Raw genomic sequence first — 15,091 nt, 5'->3', positions numbered from 1 at the left:
TGCCGTGCTGGAACGGATCAAGGCGACACGCTACGTCACGCCCCTGCGAGAAGGCGGCTCCCTGCCGGGCGTCGTCGAGGCCGACGACCTCGGCACCTACGCGGTCAAGTTCCGCGCCGCCGGGCAGGGCCGCCGGGTGCTGGTCGCCGAGATCATCTGCGCCGAGCTCGCCCGCCGCCTCGGCCTGCGCACCCCCGAGCTGAAGCTGATCGACCTCGACCCCGAGTTCGGGATCCGCGAGCCCGACCACGAGATCCAGGAGCTGCTCAAGAACAGCGCCGGGCTCAACCTCGCGGTCGACTTCCTGCCCGGCGCGCTCGGCTTCGAGCCGCTCACCTGGCGGCCCGACCCGCTGTTCGCCTCCCGCGTGCTCTGGTTCGACGGCCTGATCCACAACGTCGACCGGAGCTGGCGCAACCCCAACCTGCTGCTCTGGCACGGGCAGGTCTGGCTCATCGACCACGGCGCGGCGCTCTGGTTCCACCACAACTGGAAGAATGCCGACCCGACCCGCCCCTACGACGCGAGCGACCACGTGCTGGCCCCCTTCGCCACCGAGGACGGCCGCATGGAGATCTCCCGCGACCTGCTGGAAGAGGTGACCGCGCTCGTGCCCGACGAGTGGCTGGAGGACGAGCCCGGCTTCGACTCGGCGCAGGCCGTACGGCAGGCGTACGTCGAGCACCTGCACCGGCGCGCCCGCGACGGCTGGGAGACCCGCACGCCGGAGAAGCGCGGCGGCGGCCCCGGCTCGGTCGGCGAATTCCACCGGGGAGCCTGAGCATGGACGCCTACGAGTACGCGGTCATCCGCGTCATCCCCCGCGTCGAGCGCGGCGAGCTGATCAACGCCGGGGTGCTGCTCTACTGCCAGCAGCGCGCCTACCTGTGCGCCCGCGTCGAGCTCGACGCGGTCCGGCTGCGCGCCCTCGACCCCGCCGCCGACCTGGCCGGCGTGCGGCAGTCGCTCAGCGCCTACCAGCTCGCCTGCGCCGACGAGGAGGGCCCGCTGTCCAGGGAGTCGCTGGGCAGCCGCTTCCGCTGGCTCACCGCGCCGCGCAGCACCATCGTGCAGACCGGCCCGGTGCACATGGGACTGACCACCGACCCCGAGGCCGAGCTGTCGCGCCTGTTCGACCGCCTGGTCCGCTAGACCTCCGGCGGCGGCGGGCCCTTGAGCTCGTGGAAGCCGGGCGTGCCGGCGATCACCAGCACCGCGTCGAGCAGCCGGCCGGCCGCCTCGCCCTCGGGCACCCGCGACAGCACCGGGCCGAAGCACGCGGTGTCGCCGACGGCGAGGATGGGCGTGCCGACGTGCGGGCCGACCTTGGCGATACCGCGGGCGGTGGAGGCGCGCACGTCGTCGTCGTAGCGCTCGCTGGTCGCCGCCTCGGCCAGCTCCACGGGCAGCCCCGCCTCGGCCAGCGCGGCGGCGGCGTCCCAGTCGGTCCTGGGGGCGAAGGCCGCGTAGAAGGCGCCCAGGGCTGCGGTGCCGTACCCCTCCTGGACGGCGGCGCAGATGCGCGCCGGGTACCAGAGGTAGCCCTCGGTGTCGCCCTCTGGATCCACCTCCAGGTGCTCGTTGAGCGCGGCCAGGCTGAGCAGCCGCCAGCGGATCGTGATCGGGCGGACCGTCGCCGCCTCGACCAGCCACCGGGAGGTCGTCCAGGTGAAGGGGCAGGACGGGTCGAACCAGAAGTCGACGATCACCCTCAGAAGAGTACTGACATGAAGGTGTCCACCTCGCGGAAGCCCACCTTGCGGTAGACCGCGCGGGCGGCGTGGTTGAAGTCGTTGACGTAGAGCGTGACCAGCGGCGCGAAGCAGGCCAGCGACGCCTCGACCACCGCGGCCATGCCCGCCACCGCGTGCCCTTCGCCGCGCCGCTCGGGCGCCACCCACACGCCCTGGATCTGGCAGGCCTGCGGCGTCACCGCGCCGATCTCGGCCTTGAACACCACCCGGCCGTCCTCGATGCGCACGTAGGAACGGCCGATCCGGATCAGCTCCGAGACCCGGGTGCGGTAGAGCGCCCCGCCGTCGCCCAGGTTGGGCGAGACGCCGACCTCCTCGGTGAACATCGCCACACAGGCCGGCAGCACCACGTCGAAGTCGTCAGGGCGGGCCCGGCGCACCAGCGGGTCGGCGGCGACCGGCGGCTTCCGCGAGGTGGCCAGCACCGGCTGCCGCCAGCGGATCGCGCGGGCCCGGCCCCAGTACGGCTCCAGCCGCTCCCACAGCGGCTCGACCGCCTCCACCGGGCCCACGATCGACGAGCAGCGGCGCCCCTGGCGCCGGGCGCGGTCGGCGAAGGCCGCGACGGCCTCCGGACCGGCGTTGACCGGCACCATGTTCGCCCCCGCGTAACAGAGCGAGACGAGCGCGCCGCGCGGCCCGAATCCCCACATCTGCCCGCCGAGCCGAGCCGGGTTCAGCCCGACCATGCGGACCCTGGAGGCGACGAAGACGTTGGCGACCGGATCGGAGTCGAGCAGGGCCAGGACTTCGTCCCGGTCGTTGTCGTCGAGGACGCGCGACGCCGAGGTTCGCAGCATCACACGGCCAGCCTACCCCCGAACGCCGAGGATCTCCGTGAGCCGCTCGTGTCTGTATCGTCCACCTGCGGACAGCCGCTCGGCCGGTCGCGGCCCCGCCTGCTTCGGGCAGTGCGTCTGCACCGGCAGCGTGGCGTCCTCCAGGTAACGGGCCAGCGCCCGGTCCACGCAGGCGTTCCCGGCCAGCGACAGGCCGTGGTTGCCGCCCGGATCCACCACCATCCGCGCGGTCGGGAAGCGCTTCATCATGGCCACCGCCCCCTGGTACGGCGTGGCCGCGTCGCCCCGCGCCTGGACCATCAGCACCGGCGGCAGCTTGGACGAGCCCTCGATCCGCAGCGGCTCGCCCCCCGGCACCGCCCAGAACGCGCACGGCGCGTTGTACCAGGCGTTCGACCAGGTCAGGAAGGGCGCCTTGCGGTGCAGCGCGGTCATGTCGGCCCGCCAGCGGCTCCAGTCCCGCGGCCAGGCGGCGTCGCGGCACTGCACCCCGAGGTAGACCGCGTAGCTGTTCTCGGTGGAGGCGTCGATCTTCACGTAGTGCCGGAAGGCGGAGACCAGACCGGCCACCTCGCCCTTGCGCACGTACCGCGACCAGGCGGCGGCGAGCTGCGGCCAGATGGCGTCGGTGTAGCCGCCCACGGTGTACAGCTCGTCGAGCTCGCTCGGCCCGACCACCCCGCCGGCCGGCTTGGCGCGCAGCCGCTCGCGCATCGAGTACCACGCGAAGCTCGTCTGCTTGAAGGTCTTGCCGAGCTTGTAGACCTTGCGGTTGCGGGCCGTCCAGGACAGGAACTCGCGGTGGCGGCGGTCGAAGGAGCGGTCCTGCGAGAGGTTGGCGCGGTACCAGATCTCGTCCGGGTTGACCGAGCTGTCCAGCACCAGGCGCTTGACCCGCTCCGGGAACAGCGTGGCGTAGGCCGCGCCCAGGTAGGTGCCGTAGGAGTAGCCGAGGTAGCTGATCTGCTCCTCGCCCAGCGCCCGCCGGATGACGTCGAGGTCGCGGGCGCTGTCCTCGGTGGCCAGGTGCGGCAACATCCACGCCCACAGGTCGCCGCACCGCGCCGCGTACCCCTGGGCCCTGCCCACCAGCACGGCCTCCTCACGGGCCGTCTTCGGCACGTGGTCGGGGCGCGGGGGCGCGAAGTACTTGTCCGGGTCGACGCAGCGCAGGCTCGGCTCGCTGCGGCCGACGCCGCGCGGGTCGAAGCCGATGATGTCGAACCGGTCGGCCAGGTCCGCCGGCAACGCCGCCGCCACGTACCCGGCCAGCTCGCGGCCCGACGCGCCCGGCCCGCCCGGGTTCACCAGCAGGGTGCCCAGGTGGTTGTGGTCACGGGAGACCTTGCCCTTGATCCGGTTGAGCGCCAGCTTGATCGACTGCCCGTACGGCTCGCGGTGGTCGAGCGGCACCCGCACCGTCGCGCACTCCACCCCCGCGCGCATCGGCTCACCGTCCTCCGGGCTGCGCGGCTGCACGCCCAGCAGCCGCTCCACCATGGACGGCGCCCTGGTGCAGGGACCCCACGAGATCGTCGCCCGAGGCACGGGCTCGGCCTCGGCCGTCCCCACCGCGCTCAGGCCCAGCACGCCCATCACCGCGACAACCCCGACGGCCCGTCTCACCCGACAGCACTCCTTAGCTCATGGAACACCCGAAGGCTGCCAAGAGTAACCGGGCGATCGCCCGGCGTATTGCCGAGCCGTGACAGTCGGCTGGCACAGTGTTGGATCGCCGCCGGGTTCCAACGCGACCGGGCGGGGTCGCGTTTTACTGGTGAGAGGAGAGCAATGGACCGATACGAGGGCTTCCGCGAGTTCGTCGGCGCCCGGCAGCAGGCCCTGATGCGCAGCGCGTTCCTGCTCACCGGTGACGCGCACCTGGCCGAGGACCTGCTGCAGACGGTGCTGACCCGCGTCGCCCGGCACTGGCGCAAGCTGGCCAGGGACGGCAACCCGGAGGCCTACGCCCGGCGGGCGCTGATCAACGAGCACATCTCGTGGCGTCGCCGCCGGCGGCCGGACATCCCCACCGCCCACCCGCCCGAGCGGGGGCGGGACCCCGGGGACGACTCCCTGCACCGCATCGCCCTGCGCCAGGCCCTGGCCCGGCTCACTCCGCGCCAGCGGGCCGTGCTGGTGCTCCGCTTCTACGAGGACCGCACCGTCGAGGAGACCGCCGACCTGCTCGGCTGCTCGCCCGGCACGGTCAAGAGCCAGACCCACCACGCCCTCGGCCGGCTCCGCGTCCTCGCCCCCGACCTCGCCCACCTGCTCGCCCCCGTGGAGACGACCCCATGACCCGCCTCTCGTCCGACCGCCTGCCCGTGGAGACGACCCCATGACCGACCTGTTCCGAGACCACCTCGCCGGGATCGCCGCCGAGGCTCCCCAGGTGGACCTCGCCGACCGGGCCGTGCACCGCGCCAACCGGCAGCGCCTCACCGCCCTGGCCGCCGCCGCCACCGCCGTCCTGGCCCTGACCGCCGGCGGCGTCACCCTCACCGTCCTCGACCCCGGCGCCACCCAGGTCATGACCAGCACCATCACCGACACCCTGCCCCCCTCCGGCGTCACCCCGCTCAGCCACGCCTACTACGACTTCTGCGGCGAGCAGTGGGACCCGAAGACCAACACCGCCACCTTCGACCGCACCTGCGCCCAGTGGAACGTCGTCACCCGCGACGGCGCCGTCTACCGCATGCCGGAAGCCCTGGGCGTCTACACCGAGCAGTCCAGCGAGAACTACATGAACACCGGCGCCCCCGTCGCCATCACCCCCGACGGTCGCCGCATCGCCTACTACTCCGAGCCCGCCCGCCGCTTCGTCGCCCGCGACCTGGACAGCGGCCGGATCTGGCCGGTCAGCGAGGAGATCACCCGCGCCGCGCTGGTGGCCGGCGGCACCCGGCTGCTGTTCTCCCCCGACGGCCGCCACCTCGCCGTCAGCGGCGCGCTCTACGAGGTCGAGACCGGCCGCCGCACCGACCTCCCGTCCGGCTGGTTCGCCGAGTCCGTGCCCGCCGGCGGCTCGCCCCTCGTCGTCCGCGACGCCGACGACCGGATCGGGCTGCTGGCCGACGGCCAGGTCCGGGTGCTGTTCAAGCCCGAGCACTGGTTCATGGCCGGCCCCCTGTCCGAGGACGGCCGCACCCTGACCGGCCTCACCGGCCGGGTCCCGACCTCCCGGCACCTCACCGAGGACGGCGAGGTCCCCTACGACACCCTCGTCAGCATCGACACCGAGACCGGCCGGGTCACCCGCTCGGTGAAGCTGCGCGGCACCGACGCCCGCTTCTCCCCCATGCGCGTCGGCGCCTGGGCCTCCCCCACCGAGATCACCGTCGCCGTCCCCGATCACGACTTCTCCGACCGCCGGGACCCCGCCGACGTGAAGACCCCGCCCCTTCTCGGCCAGCACACCTACGCCCTCGACGTCACCACCGGCCAGGTCCGCCGCCTGGCGAGCCACACCTACCGCGCCTGGGCCGGCGACCTCGCCTCCGCCGGCTTCTGACCCTTGGTTTCCGCCGGGGAACCGCTGCCGGTCACCGCGGGAGCCCCGGCACACGTACGGCCGGCCACCCGAAAAGGTGACCGGCCGTACGCGCGCGACAGAGGTGAGGGCTCAGCCCACGGTGACCTGAGGGCCGGGGGCGTCGTCGTCGAGGTCCACCTCGACGCCCATCTCCTCGGCCAGCCGCAGCGCCTCCTCGATCAACGTCTCGACGATCTGCGACTCGGGCACGGTCTTGATGACCTCGCCCTTGACGAAGATCTGCCCCTTGCCGTTCCCCGAGGCCACCCCGAGGTCGGCCTCCCGAGCCTCGCCGGGCCCGTTGACCACGCAGCCCATGACCGCGACCCGCAGCGGCACCTTGAGCCCTTCGAGCCCGGCCTGGACCTGCTCGGCCAGGGTGTAGACGTCGACCTGCGCCCGCCCGCAGGAGGGGCAGGAGACGATCTCCAGCCCGCGCTCCCGCAACCCGAGCGACTCGAGGATCTGGGTGCCGACCTTGACCTCCTCGACCGGAGGCGCCGACAGCGAGACCCGGATGGTGTCGCCGATGCCCTCGGCGAGGAGCGCTCCAAAGGCGACGGCCGACTTGATCGTGCCCTGGAAGGCCGGCCCGGCCTCGGTGACGCCGAGGTGGAGCGGGTAGTCGCAGCGCTGGGCGAGCAGCCGGTAGGCGTTGACCATGACGACCGGGTCGTTGTGCTTGACCGAGATCTTGATGTCGCGGAAGCCGTGCTCCTCGAAGAGCGAGCACTCCCACAGCGCCGACTCCACCAGCGCCTCGGGGGTCGCCTTGCCGTACTTCTGCAGAAGCCGGGGGTCGAGCGAGCCGGCGTTGACGCCGATGCGGATCGGGACGCCCGCCGCGGCGGCGGCCCGGGCGATCTCGCCGACCTTGTCGTCGAACTTCTTGATGTTGCCGGGGTTGACGCGGACCGCCGCGCAGCCCGCCTCGATGGCGGCGAAGACGTACTTCGGCTGGAAGTGGATGTCGGCGATGACCGGGATCTGGGACTTCCTGGCGATGATGGGCAGCGCGTCGGCGTCGTCCTGGGACGGCACCGCCACCCGCACGATCTGGCAGCCGGACGCGGTGAGCTCCGCGATCTGCTGCAGGGTCGCGTTGATGTCTGCCGTGACCGTGGTGGTCATGGACTGGACGGAGACCGGCGCGTCGCCACCGACCGGGACCGAGCCGACCATGATCTGACGCGAGTGGCGGCGTTCGGCGATCGGCTTGGGACGGACCGAGGGGATGCCGAGTGCTACAGAAGTCACTTCAACAGTTTAGGCGGTGAGCTCCCGGGCCCGAGCCCGCGCCCACTCGTCGGCCGCCAGAACCTCACCCACTGTGTCCGCCGAAGTCACGACATGTTCCGACACCACGCACGCAACTGTATCCACGATGCCCAGGAAGGGCAGCCTTCCCTTCCGGAAAGCCTCGACGCACTCCTCGTTGGCCGCGTTGTAGACCGCAGGGGCGGTGCCGCCGGCCGTGCCGACCTGCCTGGCCAGCTCGACCGCGGGGAAGGCCTCGTCGTCGAGCGGCTCGAAGGTCCAGGTGTGCGCGCGGGTCCAGTCCACCGGGGCGGTCGCGCCGGGCAGCCGGGCCGGGTGGGCCAGCGCCAGCGCGATGGGCAGGCGCATGTCCGGCGGGCTGGCCTGGGCGATCGTGGAGCCGTCCACGTACTCGACCATCGAGTGGATCACCGACTGCGGGTGCACGACCACCTCGATCCGGTCGAAGGGCAGGTCGAACAGCAGGTGCGCCTCGATGACCTCCAGGCCCTTGTTGACCAGGGTAGCGGAGTTGATCGTGATGACCGGGCCCATGTTCCAGGTCGGGTGCGCCATCGCCATCTCGGGGGTGACCTCGCCGAGCTCGGCGCGCGGGCGCCCGCGGAACGGGCCGCCGCTGGCCGTCACCACCAGCCGCCGCACCGCCTCGGGGTCGTAGCCGTCGGGGCCGCCGGCCCACAGGCACTGCTGGAGCGCGGAGTGCTCGGAGTCGACCGGCAGGATCTGCCCCGGCTTGGCCAGCCGCTTCACCAGCGGCCCGCCGATGATCAGCGACTCCTTGTTGGCCAGCGCCAGCGTACGGCCGGCCTCAAGGGCGACCAGCGTCGAGGTGAGCCCCAGCGCCCCGGTGATGGCGTTGAGCACCAGCGGCTGCACCGCCTCGCCGGACGGCCAGGCGGCCACCTCGGCCACGCCCTCGTGCCCGCCGAGCACGGCGGGAGCCACCCCGCGGGCGGCGAGCGCCTCGCGCAGCGCCGGGACGGCGGCCGGGTCGGCGACCGCCACGGCCTCCACGCCGAAGGCCGCCGCCTGGTCGGCCAGCTCGCCGACCCGGCCGCCCCCGGCCGCCAGCGCGAGCACCCGGAAGGCTCCGGGGTCGCGGGCGAGGACGTCGAGGGCCTGGGTGCCTACGGAGCCGGTCGAGCCGAGGACGACCACCGGGCGGGAGGTAGCTGAGCGCACCCGCCCATTGTCCCCGCCGCCGCCCCCTGGTCGGTACGTGACTCCGGAATCCCGCGCCGTCTGCTGTTTCCCGAAATCCGTGACGGGTGGGACAGAAAACAATTGCTGTCCACATTTCCAGAAATATCGCTATATCAGGATCAGTAAATCTCGGGAAATCAGGACAATGCTCTCGCTACCTTCCAACCTCAGATCAGGTTCCGGGAGGTACCTCATGCACCGCAGACTCGCTCTGCTTTCCGTCGTCACCCTCGCCACGGGGGGCACCTTTCTGACCACCATGCCGGCCCACGCCAAAGCGGCGCCCCCTCCCGCCGAGGAGAAGGCCGCGGACAGCAAGTCCGAGCAACGCGAGGTCCTGGACTACTGGACGTCGGCCAAGATGGCCAACGCCCAGCCGCTGACCGCCCCCGCGCCCAAGACGGGCCAGGGCGGCCAGGGCGAGCCGGGCCAGCCCAACACCAACACGCCCTGGACCGCCTCGCCCACCGACCCGACCGCGGCGGTGAGCGGCGGCGCGCAGTGGACCAAGGGCGGCCAGGTCGTCAAGACCACCGGCCGCATCTTCTTCACCTACCAGGGCCGCAACGCCTCCTGCTCCGGCAGCGCGGTGACCAGCGCGAACCGCAGCGTCGTCATGACCGCCGGGCACTGCGTCAAGATGGGCGGCCAGTTCCACACCAACTGGGTCTTCGTCCCCGGCTACGACAACGGCCAGCGGCCCTTCGGCACCTGGGTGGCCACCAAGCTGATCACCACCCCGCAGTGGAACGCCAAGGAGGACATCAACTTCGACATCGCCGCCGCGGTGGTCGCGCCCCAGCAGGGCCGGCTGCTCACCGAGGTCGTGGGCGGCCAGGGCATCTCCTTCAACCAGGCACGGCGCCAGCAGATGTTCTCCTTCGGCTACCCGGCCGCCGCGCCGTACAACGGCTCGAAACTGATCTACTGCGCCGGCCGGGCCTTCGACGACTTCCTGCTGTCGAAGGACCACGGGCTCACCTGCAACATGACCGGCGGTTCGAGCGGCGGCCCGTGGTTCGTGAACTTCAACGAGTCGACCGGCGCCGGAACGCTCAATTCGGTGAACAGCTTCAAATACAACTTCGCCCCGAACTGGATGTTCGGCCCCTATTTCGGCAATGAGGCCCAGGCGGTTTACAACGAGGCTCAGGCCACCGGCGCGGCCTAGACTTATTTGCCGAAAGTACCCACACGAACACACTCCGTAGTGCAGACTCGGGGGCCATGACCCTGAGCACCCCCCTGCTGGCGGCCGCTCCGCTCGTCGCGGGCCTCATGGGCCCCGCACTGGTCGGCGCGGCGCCCGTGGAGTCCCGGCCGATCGCCCAGCCCGTCCACCAGGCGGGCACCACCCCCCTCGCCGACGTCGTCGAGCGCGTCGCCGCGCGCAGCACCGCCGAGCAGCGGCGCGTCCTCGACTACTGGACTCCCGAACGCATGGCCAAGGCCAGGCCGATCAGCCTGCTGGGGCTCGTCACCAAGGACGGGGCCCTGCTCAGCGGGATCACCAGCAAGGCCGGGCTCGGCTCCGCGCCCGTGCTGGCCAACGGGGTCACCAAGCTCGCCCCGCGCCGCCAGTCGGCCCGCCCGCGCGCCGCCACCACCGGCGCGCGCTGGCAGACCGGCGGCGCGGTCGCCAGGACCACCGGCCGGGTCTTCCTCACCCTCTCGGGGGTGGACTTCGTCTGTTCGGCCGGCACCGTGCGCAGCCGCAACCGGGACGTCGTCGTCACCGCGGGTCACTGCGTCAAGGACGGCACCGGCGGCTGGGCCGAGAACTGGACCTTCGTCCCCGGCTACCGGCCCGGCGGCGACCGGCCCTACGGCTCCTTCACCGCCCGGCGCATGTTCGTCGCCGGGCCGTGGTCGCGCAGCGCCGACGACAGCTTCGACATCGGGATGGTCGCCCTCAACAAGGCGGAGGGCAAGCACGTGGCCGACGCGGTCGGCACCCAGGAGATCGCCTTCAACCCCGGCCGCGGCGGCCAGATCTTCGGCTTCGGCTACCCGGCCGACCCGCCCTACGACGGCGAGCACCTGTTCTACTGCGCCGGCCGGGTGCACGACGACCCGCACGGCGCGACGCGCGACCAGGGTCTCGGCTGCGAGATGACCGCGGGCTCCAGCGGCGGGCCGTGGCTGTCCGGGTTCGACCCGGCGACCGGCAAGGGCACCGTGACCTCGGTGAGCAGCTTCAAGTACACCGACGACCGCGGCACGATGTACGGCCCCTACTTCGGTGACGCGGCACGGGCGCTGTTCAACACCGCCGAACGTGCCTGAAACACCCGCGTAATACGCGCCTGGTTGCTTTCTGCCATGGAAGTGACCGTCACCCGCCCCGCCCCCGCCGATCCGGTCGTGGCGGCCCTCTGCGCCGAGCAGCAGCTCGAACTGGCCCATCGTGAGTCGCGCGAGCCGTACCACCCGCGCAAGGGGATCAACCCGCTGATCGAGTTCGTGGTGCTCTGGGCGGGCGGCGAGCCGGTCGGCTGCGCCGGGCTGCAGCCGCTCGAACCCGGCGTCAGCGAGATCAAGCGCATGTACGTACGGCCGGAGGCCCGTGGGACGGGCCTGTCGCGGCTGCTCCTGGCGGAACTGGAGGCGCTGGCGGCCGAGCGCGGGACCCCCGTCCTGCGTCTGGAGACGGGGGCCCTGCTCACCGAGGCGATCGCGCTCTACACCCGGTCCGGTTTCGTGCCGATCCCGGCCTTCGGCGAGTACGCCGGCAACGCCGAGAGCCTCTGCTTCGAGAAGCGGCTCGGCTAGAGCGCCAGCCCGGTCAGCACCATCGTCTTGGCGTAGGTGAGATCCTCCATCGCCGAGCCGACGCCCTCGCGCCCGACGCCCGACTCCTTGACGCCGCCGTAGGGCATCTGGTCGGCGCGGTAGGACGGCACGTCGCCGATGACGAGCCCGCCGACCTCCAGCTCGCGGTTGGCGCGGAAGGCCAGGTCGAGCGAGCGGGTGAAGATCCCGGCCTGCAGGCCGTACTTCGAGTCGTTGACGGCGGCGAAGGCGGCGTCGGCGGAGGGCACCACCTGGACGGCGAGCACCGGGCCGAAGACCTCCTCGCACCAGACCTTCGCGTCGTGGGGCACCTCGGCCAGCACGGTCGGGGCGGCGGTCGCGCCCTCGCGGGTGCCGCCGGCCAGCACCTTGGCGCCGCCGGCGACGGCCTCGTCGATCCACTCCTGGACCCGCTCGGCCGCGGCCTCGGAGACCAGCGGGCCGACCTGGGTCTTGTCGTCGTACGGGTCGCCGGTCACCAGGGTGCCGACGGCGTCGAGCAGCTTGGCGGTGAACGCCTCGGCGACCGCCTCCTCGACGATCACGCGCTGGACGGCGATGCAGCTCTGCCCGGCCTGGTAGTTGGAGAAGAGCGCCACCCGCGAGGCGGCCCAGTCGAGGTCGGCGTCGGCCAGGACGACCGCCGCGGCGTTGCCGCCGAGCTCCAGCACGACGTGCTTGCGCGGCACCGAGTCCATGATGGCGTAGCCGACCGGGCCGGAGCCGGTGAAGGAGACGACCGGCAGCCGCGGGTCCTCCACCAGGGCCGAGGCGCGCTCGTTCTCGACCGGCAGCACGGAGAACATGCCGGCGGGCAGCGCGGTCTCGGCCAGGATCTCGCCGAGCAGCAGCGACGACAGCGGGGTTGCCGGGGCGGGCTTGACGATGACCGGGGCGCCGACCGCGATGGCGGGGGCGACCTTGTGCGCGACCAGGTTGAGCGGGAAGTTGAACGGCGTGATCGCCAGGACCGGCCCGTACGGCACGCGGGTCACGTAGGCCAGGCGCCCGGCGGCGGCCGGCTCGGTGTCGAGCCGCATGGCCGTGCCGGAGTAGCGGCGCGTCTCCTCGGCGGCGAAGCGGAAGGTGGAGACCGCCCGGCCGACCTCGCCACGCGCCCAGGTCAGGGGCTTGCCGTTCTCCGCGGTGATGAGCTGGGCGATCTCCTCGGCCCGCTCGGCCAGCCGGCGCGAGACGTGCGCGAGGGCCTCGGCCCGCACGTGGATGGGGAGCGCGGCGGCCTCCTTGGCGACCGCGGCGGCCGCGGCGACGGCCTCCTCGACCTGGGCGTCGGTGGGCACCGAGTAGGCGCCCACCACCTTCCCGGTGTGGGGGTTGGTCACGGTGAGCTCGGAGGCGCCGGTGGCGGGGCGCCCGGCGAGCCAGAAGGTGCGCACGTCCATGTCCTCGACGCTATGCCATGGGGCGCGGCGGGCAACCACTCCACCCTGCACAAGCGTCTCGCCTGACCCCTCCGTTACGCACAAACCCCGGACGTGTAACAAAAATAGGTCTAATTCGGGATGTTTAACGGGTGGGGCGGTTTGAAGGATCTCCCACCGGGCTAAGGATCCAGCGGGTGGGCTCGGCAGAAAGGCGTGTGGCTCCGTGAGCGAACAGGCGACCCCGGCGCCACTCGGCCTACAGGGTGCGTATCTGCTGGGCGAACGGACCTCGCACGACGAGCTGCGGGGGCGGTTGCTCGACGTCGCCGTCAAGCTGCTCGCCAGCGACGGGCCGGAGAGCCTGTCCATGCGCCGCATCGCCAGCGAGGCCGGATGCTCGACGACGGTCATCTACACCATGTTCGGCAACCGCGAGGGGCTGGCCGAGGCGCTCTACCTGGAAGGGTTCGAGCGCGTCCGCAAGCACATGGAGGCGGTGCCGCCCCGGCACGACCCCTTCGACTACCTCACCGCCCTCGGACCGGCCTACCGGACGGCCTGCCTGGCCGAGCCGGAGTACTACAGCCTGATGTTCGAGCGGGCGATCCCCGGCTTCGAGCCGAGCGAGCGGGCCCGGACGCTGGCCCGGGCGGCGCTCAACCTGCTGGACCGGGTGATCTCGGACTGCATCTCGGCGGGGTACCTCATCCCGACCCAGCCGCGCAAGATCGCCGACGCGCTGTGGGCGGCGGCCCAGGGCGCGATCAGCCTGGAGCGCGCCGGGCACCTGCGCGACGACCGCACCTACGACGCGGTCACCACGGCGACCATCTGCTGCTACCTCCTCAAGAAGCCCTGACTCAGGGGACCCTGACATCCGTCCGAGGTCAGGACACCGAGGGGACGGCGAGCGCGAGGGCCACCCAGAGCTCGGCGCGCACGCCGGGGTCGTCGAGGTCGCGGCCGAGCAGTTCGGAGACGCGCTTCATCCGGTAGCGCAGCGTGTGCCGGTGCACGCCGAGTTGCTGGGCGGCCGCGTCCCAGTGCCCGTTGGCCGCCAGGTAGGCGCGCAGCGACCCCACCAGGTCGGCCCGCGAGCCGTACTCCACCAGCGGGGCGAGCACGGACGCCCCGAAGGCCTGGGCGGCGGCGGGGTCGAGCAGGGACAGCAGGCCCTGTCCGGCCAGCTCGGTGAAGCGCACCACTCCCCCGCCCTGCCGCCGCGCCCGGGCCAGGGAGCGTTCGGCCTGGTCGAGGCCGGTGCGCAGGTCCCGGAGCGGGACGGGTCCGCCGACGCCGGCCGGTCCCGGCAGCTCCGCCGTACCGCCGATCAGCACCACGAGCTCCCCGTGCCGGACGGCGAAGCCGCGCGTCTCGGCGAGGTCGAGCGCGCCCGGCCCGGCGGCCACCACACGGACCGGGTCTTCGGGCAGGCTCTCGCCGAGCGGCGCGAGGACGGCCCGGGCCCGGTCGGTCTCCCCCGCCAGCAACAGCTCCAGCACCGCCGACCGCACCCGGCGCTCGGCTTCGCGCTGCGCCCTGCCGCGCTCGACGGCCAGGGTGAGCAGGGACCCGGCGGCGTTGATCACCGTGTGCGCGACCGGCGGGAAGGGCAACGCCGCGCCGACGGCGAAGAAGCCGCGGCTGCCGAGCGGCTGGACCACGACGTGCTCGCCGGGCGAGGACAGCGAGATGCTCTGCGGCGCCCGCGGGGCCCGCAGCCGGTCGAGCTCGGCCACGGCCGCCCCGACCCGCGCCCCCTTGGTCGCGTGCCGGACCGCGCCCGACTCGTCCAGGAGCGCCGCCCAGCCGCGGATCTCGCGGGCGAGCCGGTCGATGACCGCCTCCAGCCCTTCGAGCGCCGCGCGGGTGAGCCGCCCCTGCGCGGCGAAAGCCTGGCTGACCTCCTCGTACTGCTCGGCGGCCAGCAGCTCGCTGACCACCTTGCCGATCGCGATGAACGGCGTCTCGCGCGGCACCTCCACCAGCGGCAGCCCGGCCTCGCCCGCCGCCTTCACCAGCCCGGGCGGGGTGACCTCGTGGCTGAGCCCGACGCCGAACCCCAGCCCGGAGACCTGCCGGGCGACCAGCCGCCCGATGTACGGCTCGTACGGCTCGGCCAGCCGCATCCCGGTGGTGAGCAGCAGCTCGCCGCCTTCGAGGAACGGGGTGGGGTCTTCGAGCTCGCTGACCGCCACCCAGCGCACCGGCACCTCGCCACGCGGGGCGGCGGCGAGCACGGGCAGCCGGAGCCGCCGCACCACGGTGTCGAGAGTCGGCGCCACCACTTGTCCATTCCGCACGAAGATGTTGGACATATCGTGCCACAATGGAGTATCG

Annotated in this window: 15 protein-coding genes; 8 read left to right on the top strand and 7 right to left on the bottom strand. The window is 72.6% G+C overall.

The annotated features are described in order from the left end of the window. Positions 1 to 4: 4 nt before the first annotated feature. Together ACIBG7_RS06285 and ACIBG7_RS06280 are read left to right on the top strand one after the other, a co-directional pair. Positions 5 to 781: a HipA family kinase gene (locus ACIBG7_RS06285; protein WP_357936392.1), complete on the top strand. Its 777-nt coding sequence runs from the start codon at positions 5 to 7 to the stop codon at positions 779 to 781. A 2-nt stretch (positions 782 to 783) separates the two neighbouring features. Then, positions 784 to 1,152 carry a DUF3037 domain-containing protein gene (locus ACIBG7_RS06280; RefSeq protein WP_357936390.1) on the top strand — a complete coding sequence of 123 codons (369 nt, stop codon included), beginning with the start codon at positions 784 to 786 and terminating at the stop codon, positions 1,150 to 1,152. Here ACIBG7_RS06280 and ACIBG7_RS06275 read toward each other — a convergent pair. The 3 genes from ACIBG7_RS06275 to ACIBG7_RS06265 are packed head-to-tail and all read right to left on the bottom strand — an operon-like array spanning position 1,149 to position 4,180. Then, positions 1,149 to 1,709: a DsbA family protein gene (locus ACIBG7_RS06275; protein ID WP_397335377.1), complete on the bottom strand. Its 561-nt coding sequence runs from the start codon at positions 1,707 to 1,709 to the stop codon at positions 1,149 to 1,151. The two genes, ACIBG7_RS06280 and ACIBG7_RS06275, sit on opposite strands and share 4 nt — an antisense overlap. Before the next feature lie 2 nt (positions 1,710 to 1,711). Continuing rightward, positions 1,712 to 2,554: a GNAT family N-acetyltransferase gene (locus ACIBG7_RS06270; protein ID WP_397335937.1), complete on the bottom strand. Its 843-nt coding sequence runs from the start codon at positions 2,552 to 2,554 to the stop codon at positions 1,712 to 1,714. Between the two features lie 12 nt (positions 2,555 to 2,566). Then, positions 2,567 to 4,180 carry an alpha/beta hydrolase gene (locus ACIBG7_RS06265; RefSeq protein ID WP_397335376.1) on the bottom strand — a complete coding sequence of 538 codons (1,614 nt, stop codon included), beginning with the start codon at positions 4,178 to 4,180 and terminating at the stop codon, positions 2,567 to 2,569. 165 nt (positions 4,181 to 4,345) lie between these two features. Here ACIBG7_RS06265 and ACIBG7_RS06260 point away from each other — a divergent pair, with 165 nt between their 5' ends. Together ACIBG7_RS06260 and ACIBG7_RS06255 are read left to right on the top strand one after the other, a co-directional pair. Then, on the top strand, positions 4,346 to 4,855 hold the full coding sequence (locus ACIBG7_RS06260; RefSeq protein WP_397335375.1) for a SigE family RNA polymerase sigma factor: 510 nt from the start codon (positions 4,346 to 4,348) through the stop codon (positions 4,853 to 4,855). A gap of 40 nt (positions 4,856 to 4,895) precedes the next feature. After that, positions 4,896 to 6,071 carry a hypothetical protein gene (locus tag ACIBG7_RS06255; protein ID WP_397335374.1) on the top strand — a complete coding sequence of 392 codons (1,176 nt, stop codon included), beginning with the start codon at positions 4,896 to 4,898 and terminating at the stop codon, positions 6,069 to 6,071. 111 nt (positions 6,072 to 6,182) lie between these two features. On the opposite strand, the gene ispG is transcribed toward ACIBG7_RS06255, so the two are convergent. Beyond that, entirely contained in the window at positions 6,183 to 7,349 is a 1,167-nt protein-coding gene (ispG, locus tag ACIBG7_RS06250; RefSeq protein ID WP_357936380.1) for a flavodoxin-dependent (E)-4-hydroxy-3-methylbut-2-enyl-diphosphate synthase, read from the bottom strand. Between the two features lie 9 nt (positions 7,350 to 7,358). After that, entirely contained in the window at positions 7,359 to 8,552 is a 1,194-nt protein-coding gene (gene dxr / locus ACIBG7_RS06245) for a 1-deoxy-D-xylulose-5-phosphate reductoisomerase (RefSeq protein ID WP_357936378.1), read from the bottom strand. 214 nt (positions 8,553 to 8,766) lie between these two features. On the opposite strand from dxr, the gene ACIBG7_RS06240 reads away from it, so the two are divergent. Genes ACIBG7_RS06240 through ACIBG7_RS06230 form a run of 3 tightly spaced genes read left to right on the top strand, consistent with a single transcriptional unit; the run spans position 8,767 to position 11,345 of the window. After that, on the top strand, positions 8,767 to 9,744 hold the full coding sequence (locus tag ACIBG7_RS06240; RefSeq protein WP_357936376.1) for a peptidase: 978 nt from the start codon (positions 8,767 to 8,769) through the stop codon (positions 9,742 to 9,744). A gap of 56 nt (positions 9,745 to 9,800) precedes the next feature. After that, positions 9,801 to 10,859: a trypsin-like serine peptidase gene (locus ACIBG7_RS06235; RefSeq protein ID WP_397335373.1), complete on the top strand. Its 1,059-nt coding sequence runs from the start codon at positions 9,801 to 9,803 to the stop codon at positions 10,857 to 10,859. 36 nt (positions 10,860 to 10,895) lie between these two features. Continuing rightward, positions 10,896 to 11,345, top strand: coding sequence for a GNAT family N-acetyltransferase (locus tag ACIBG7_RS06230; RefSeq protein ID WP_397335372.1), 450 nt, complete (start codon positions 10,896 to 10,898; stop codon positions 11,343 to 11,345). On the opposite strand, the gene ACIBG7_RS06225 is transcribed toward ACIBG7_RS06230, so the two are convergent. Next, complete coding sequence (locus ACIBG7_RS06225) at positions 11,342 to 12,769, bottom strand: aldehyde dehydrogenase family protein (protein WP_397335371.1); 1,428 nt, start codon at positions 12,767 to 12,769, stop codon at positions 11,342 to 11,344. The two genes, ACIBG7_RS06230 and ACIBG7_RS06225, sit on opposite strands and share 4 nt — an antisense overlap. A gap of 205 nt (positions 12,770 to 12,974) precedes the next feature. Between ACIBG7_RS06225 and ACIBG7_RS06220 the strand changes: the two genes are divergently transcribed. Continuing rightward, complete coding sequence (locus tag ACIBG7_RS06220) at positions 12,975 to 13,610, top strand: TetR/AcrR family transcriptional regulator (protein ID WP_357936369.1); 636 nt, start codon at positions 12,975 to 12,977, stop codon at positions 13,608 to 13,610. A 28-nt stretch (positions 13,611 to 13,638) separates the two neighbouring features. Here ACIBG7_RS06220 and ACIBG7_RS06215 read toward each other — a convergent pair whose 3' ends face one another. After that, the gene (locus tag ACIBG7_RS06215) at positions 13,639 to 15,069 is read right to left on the bottom strand and encodes a PucR family transcriptional regulator (protein ID WP_357936367.1); all 1,431 of its coding nucleotides are present in this window, start codon (positions 15,067 to 15,069) and stop codon (positions 13,639 to 13,641) included. Positions 15,070 to 15,091 lie beyond the last annotated feature (22 nt).

Origin of the sequence: Nonomuraea sp. NPDC050328 (assembly GCF_044459405.1) — a bacterium.
Taxonomy (GTDB): Bacteria; Actinomycetota; Actinomycetes; order Streptosporangiales; family Streptosporangiaceae; genus Nonomuraea.
This window is presented reverse-complemented; position numbering and strand designations above follow the sequence as displayed.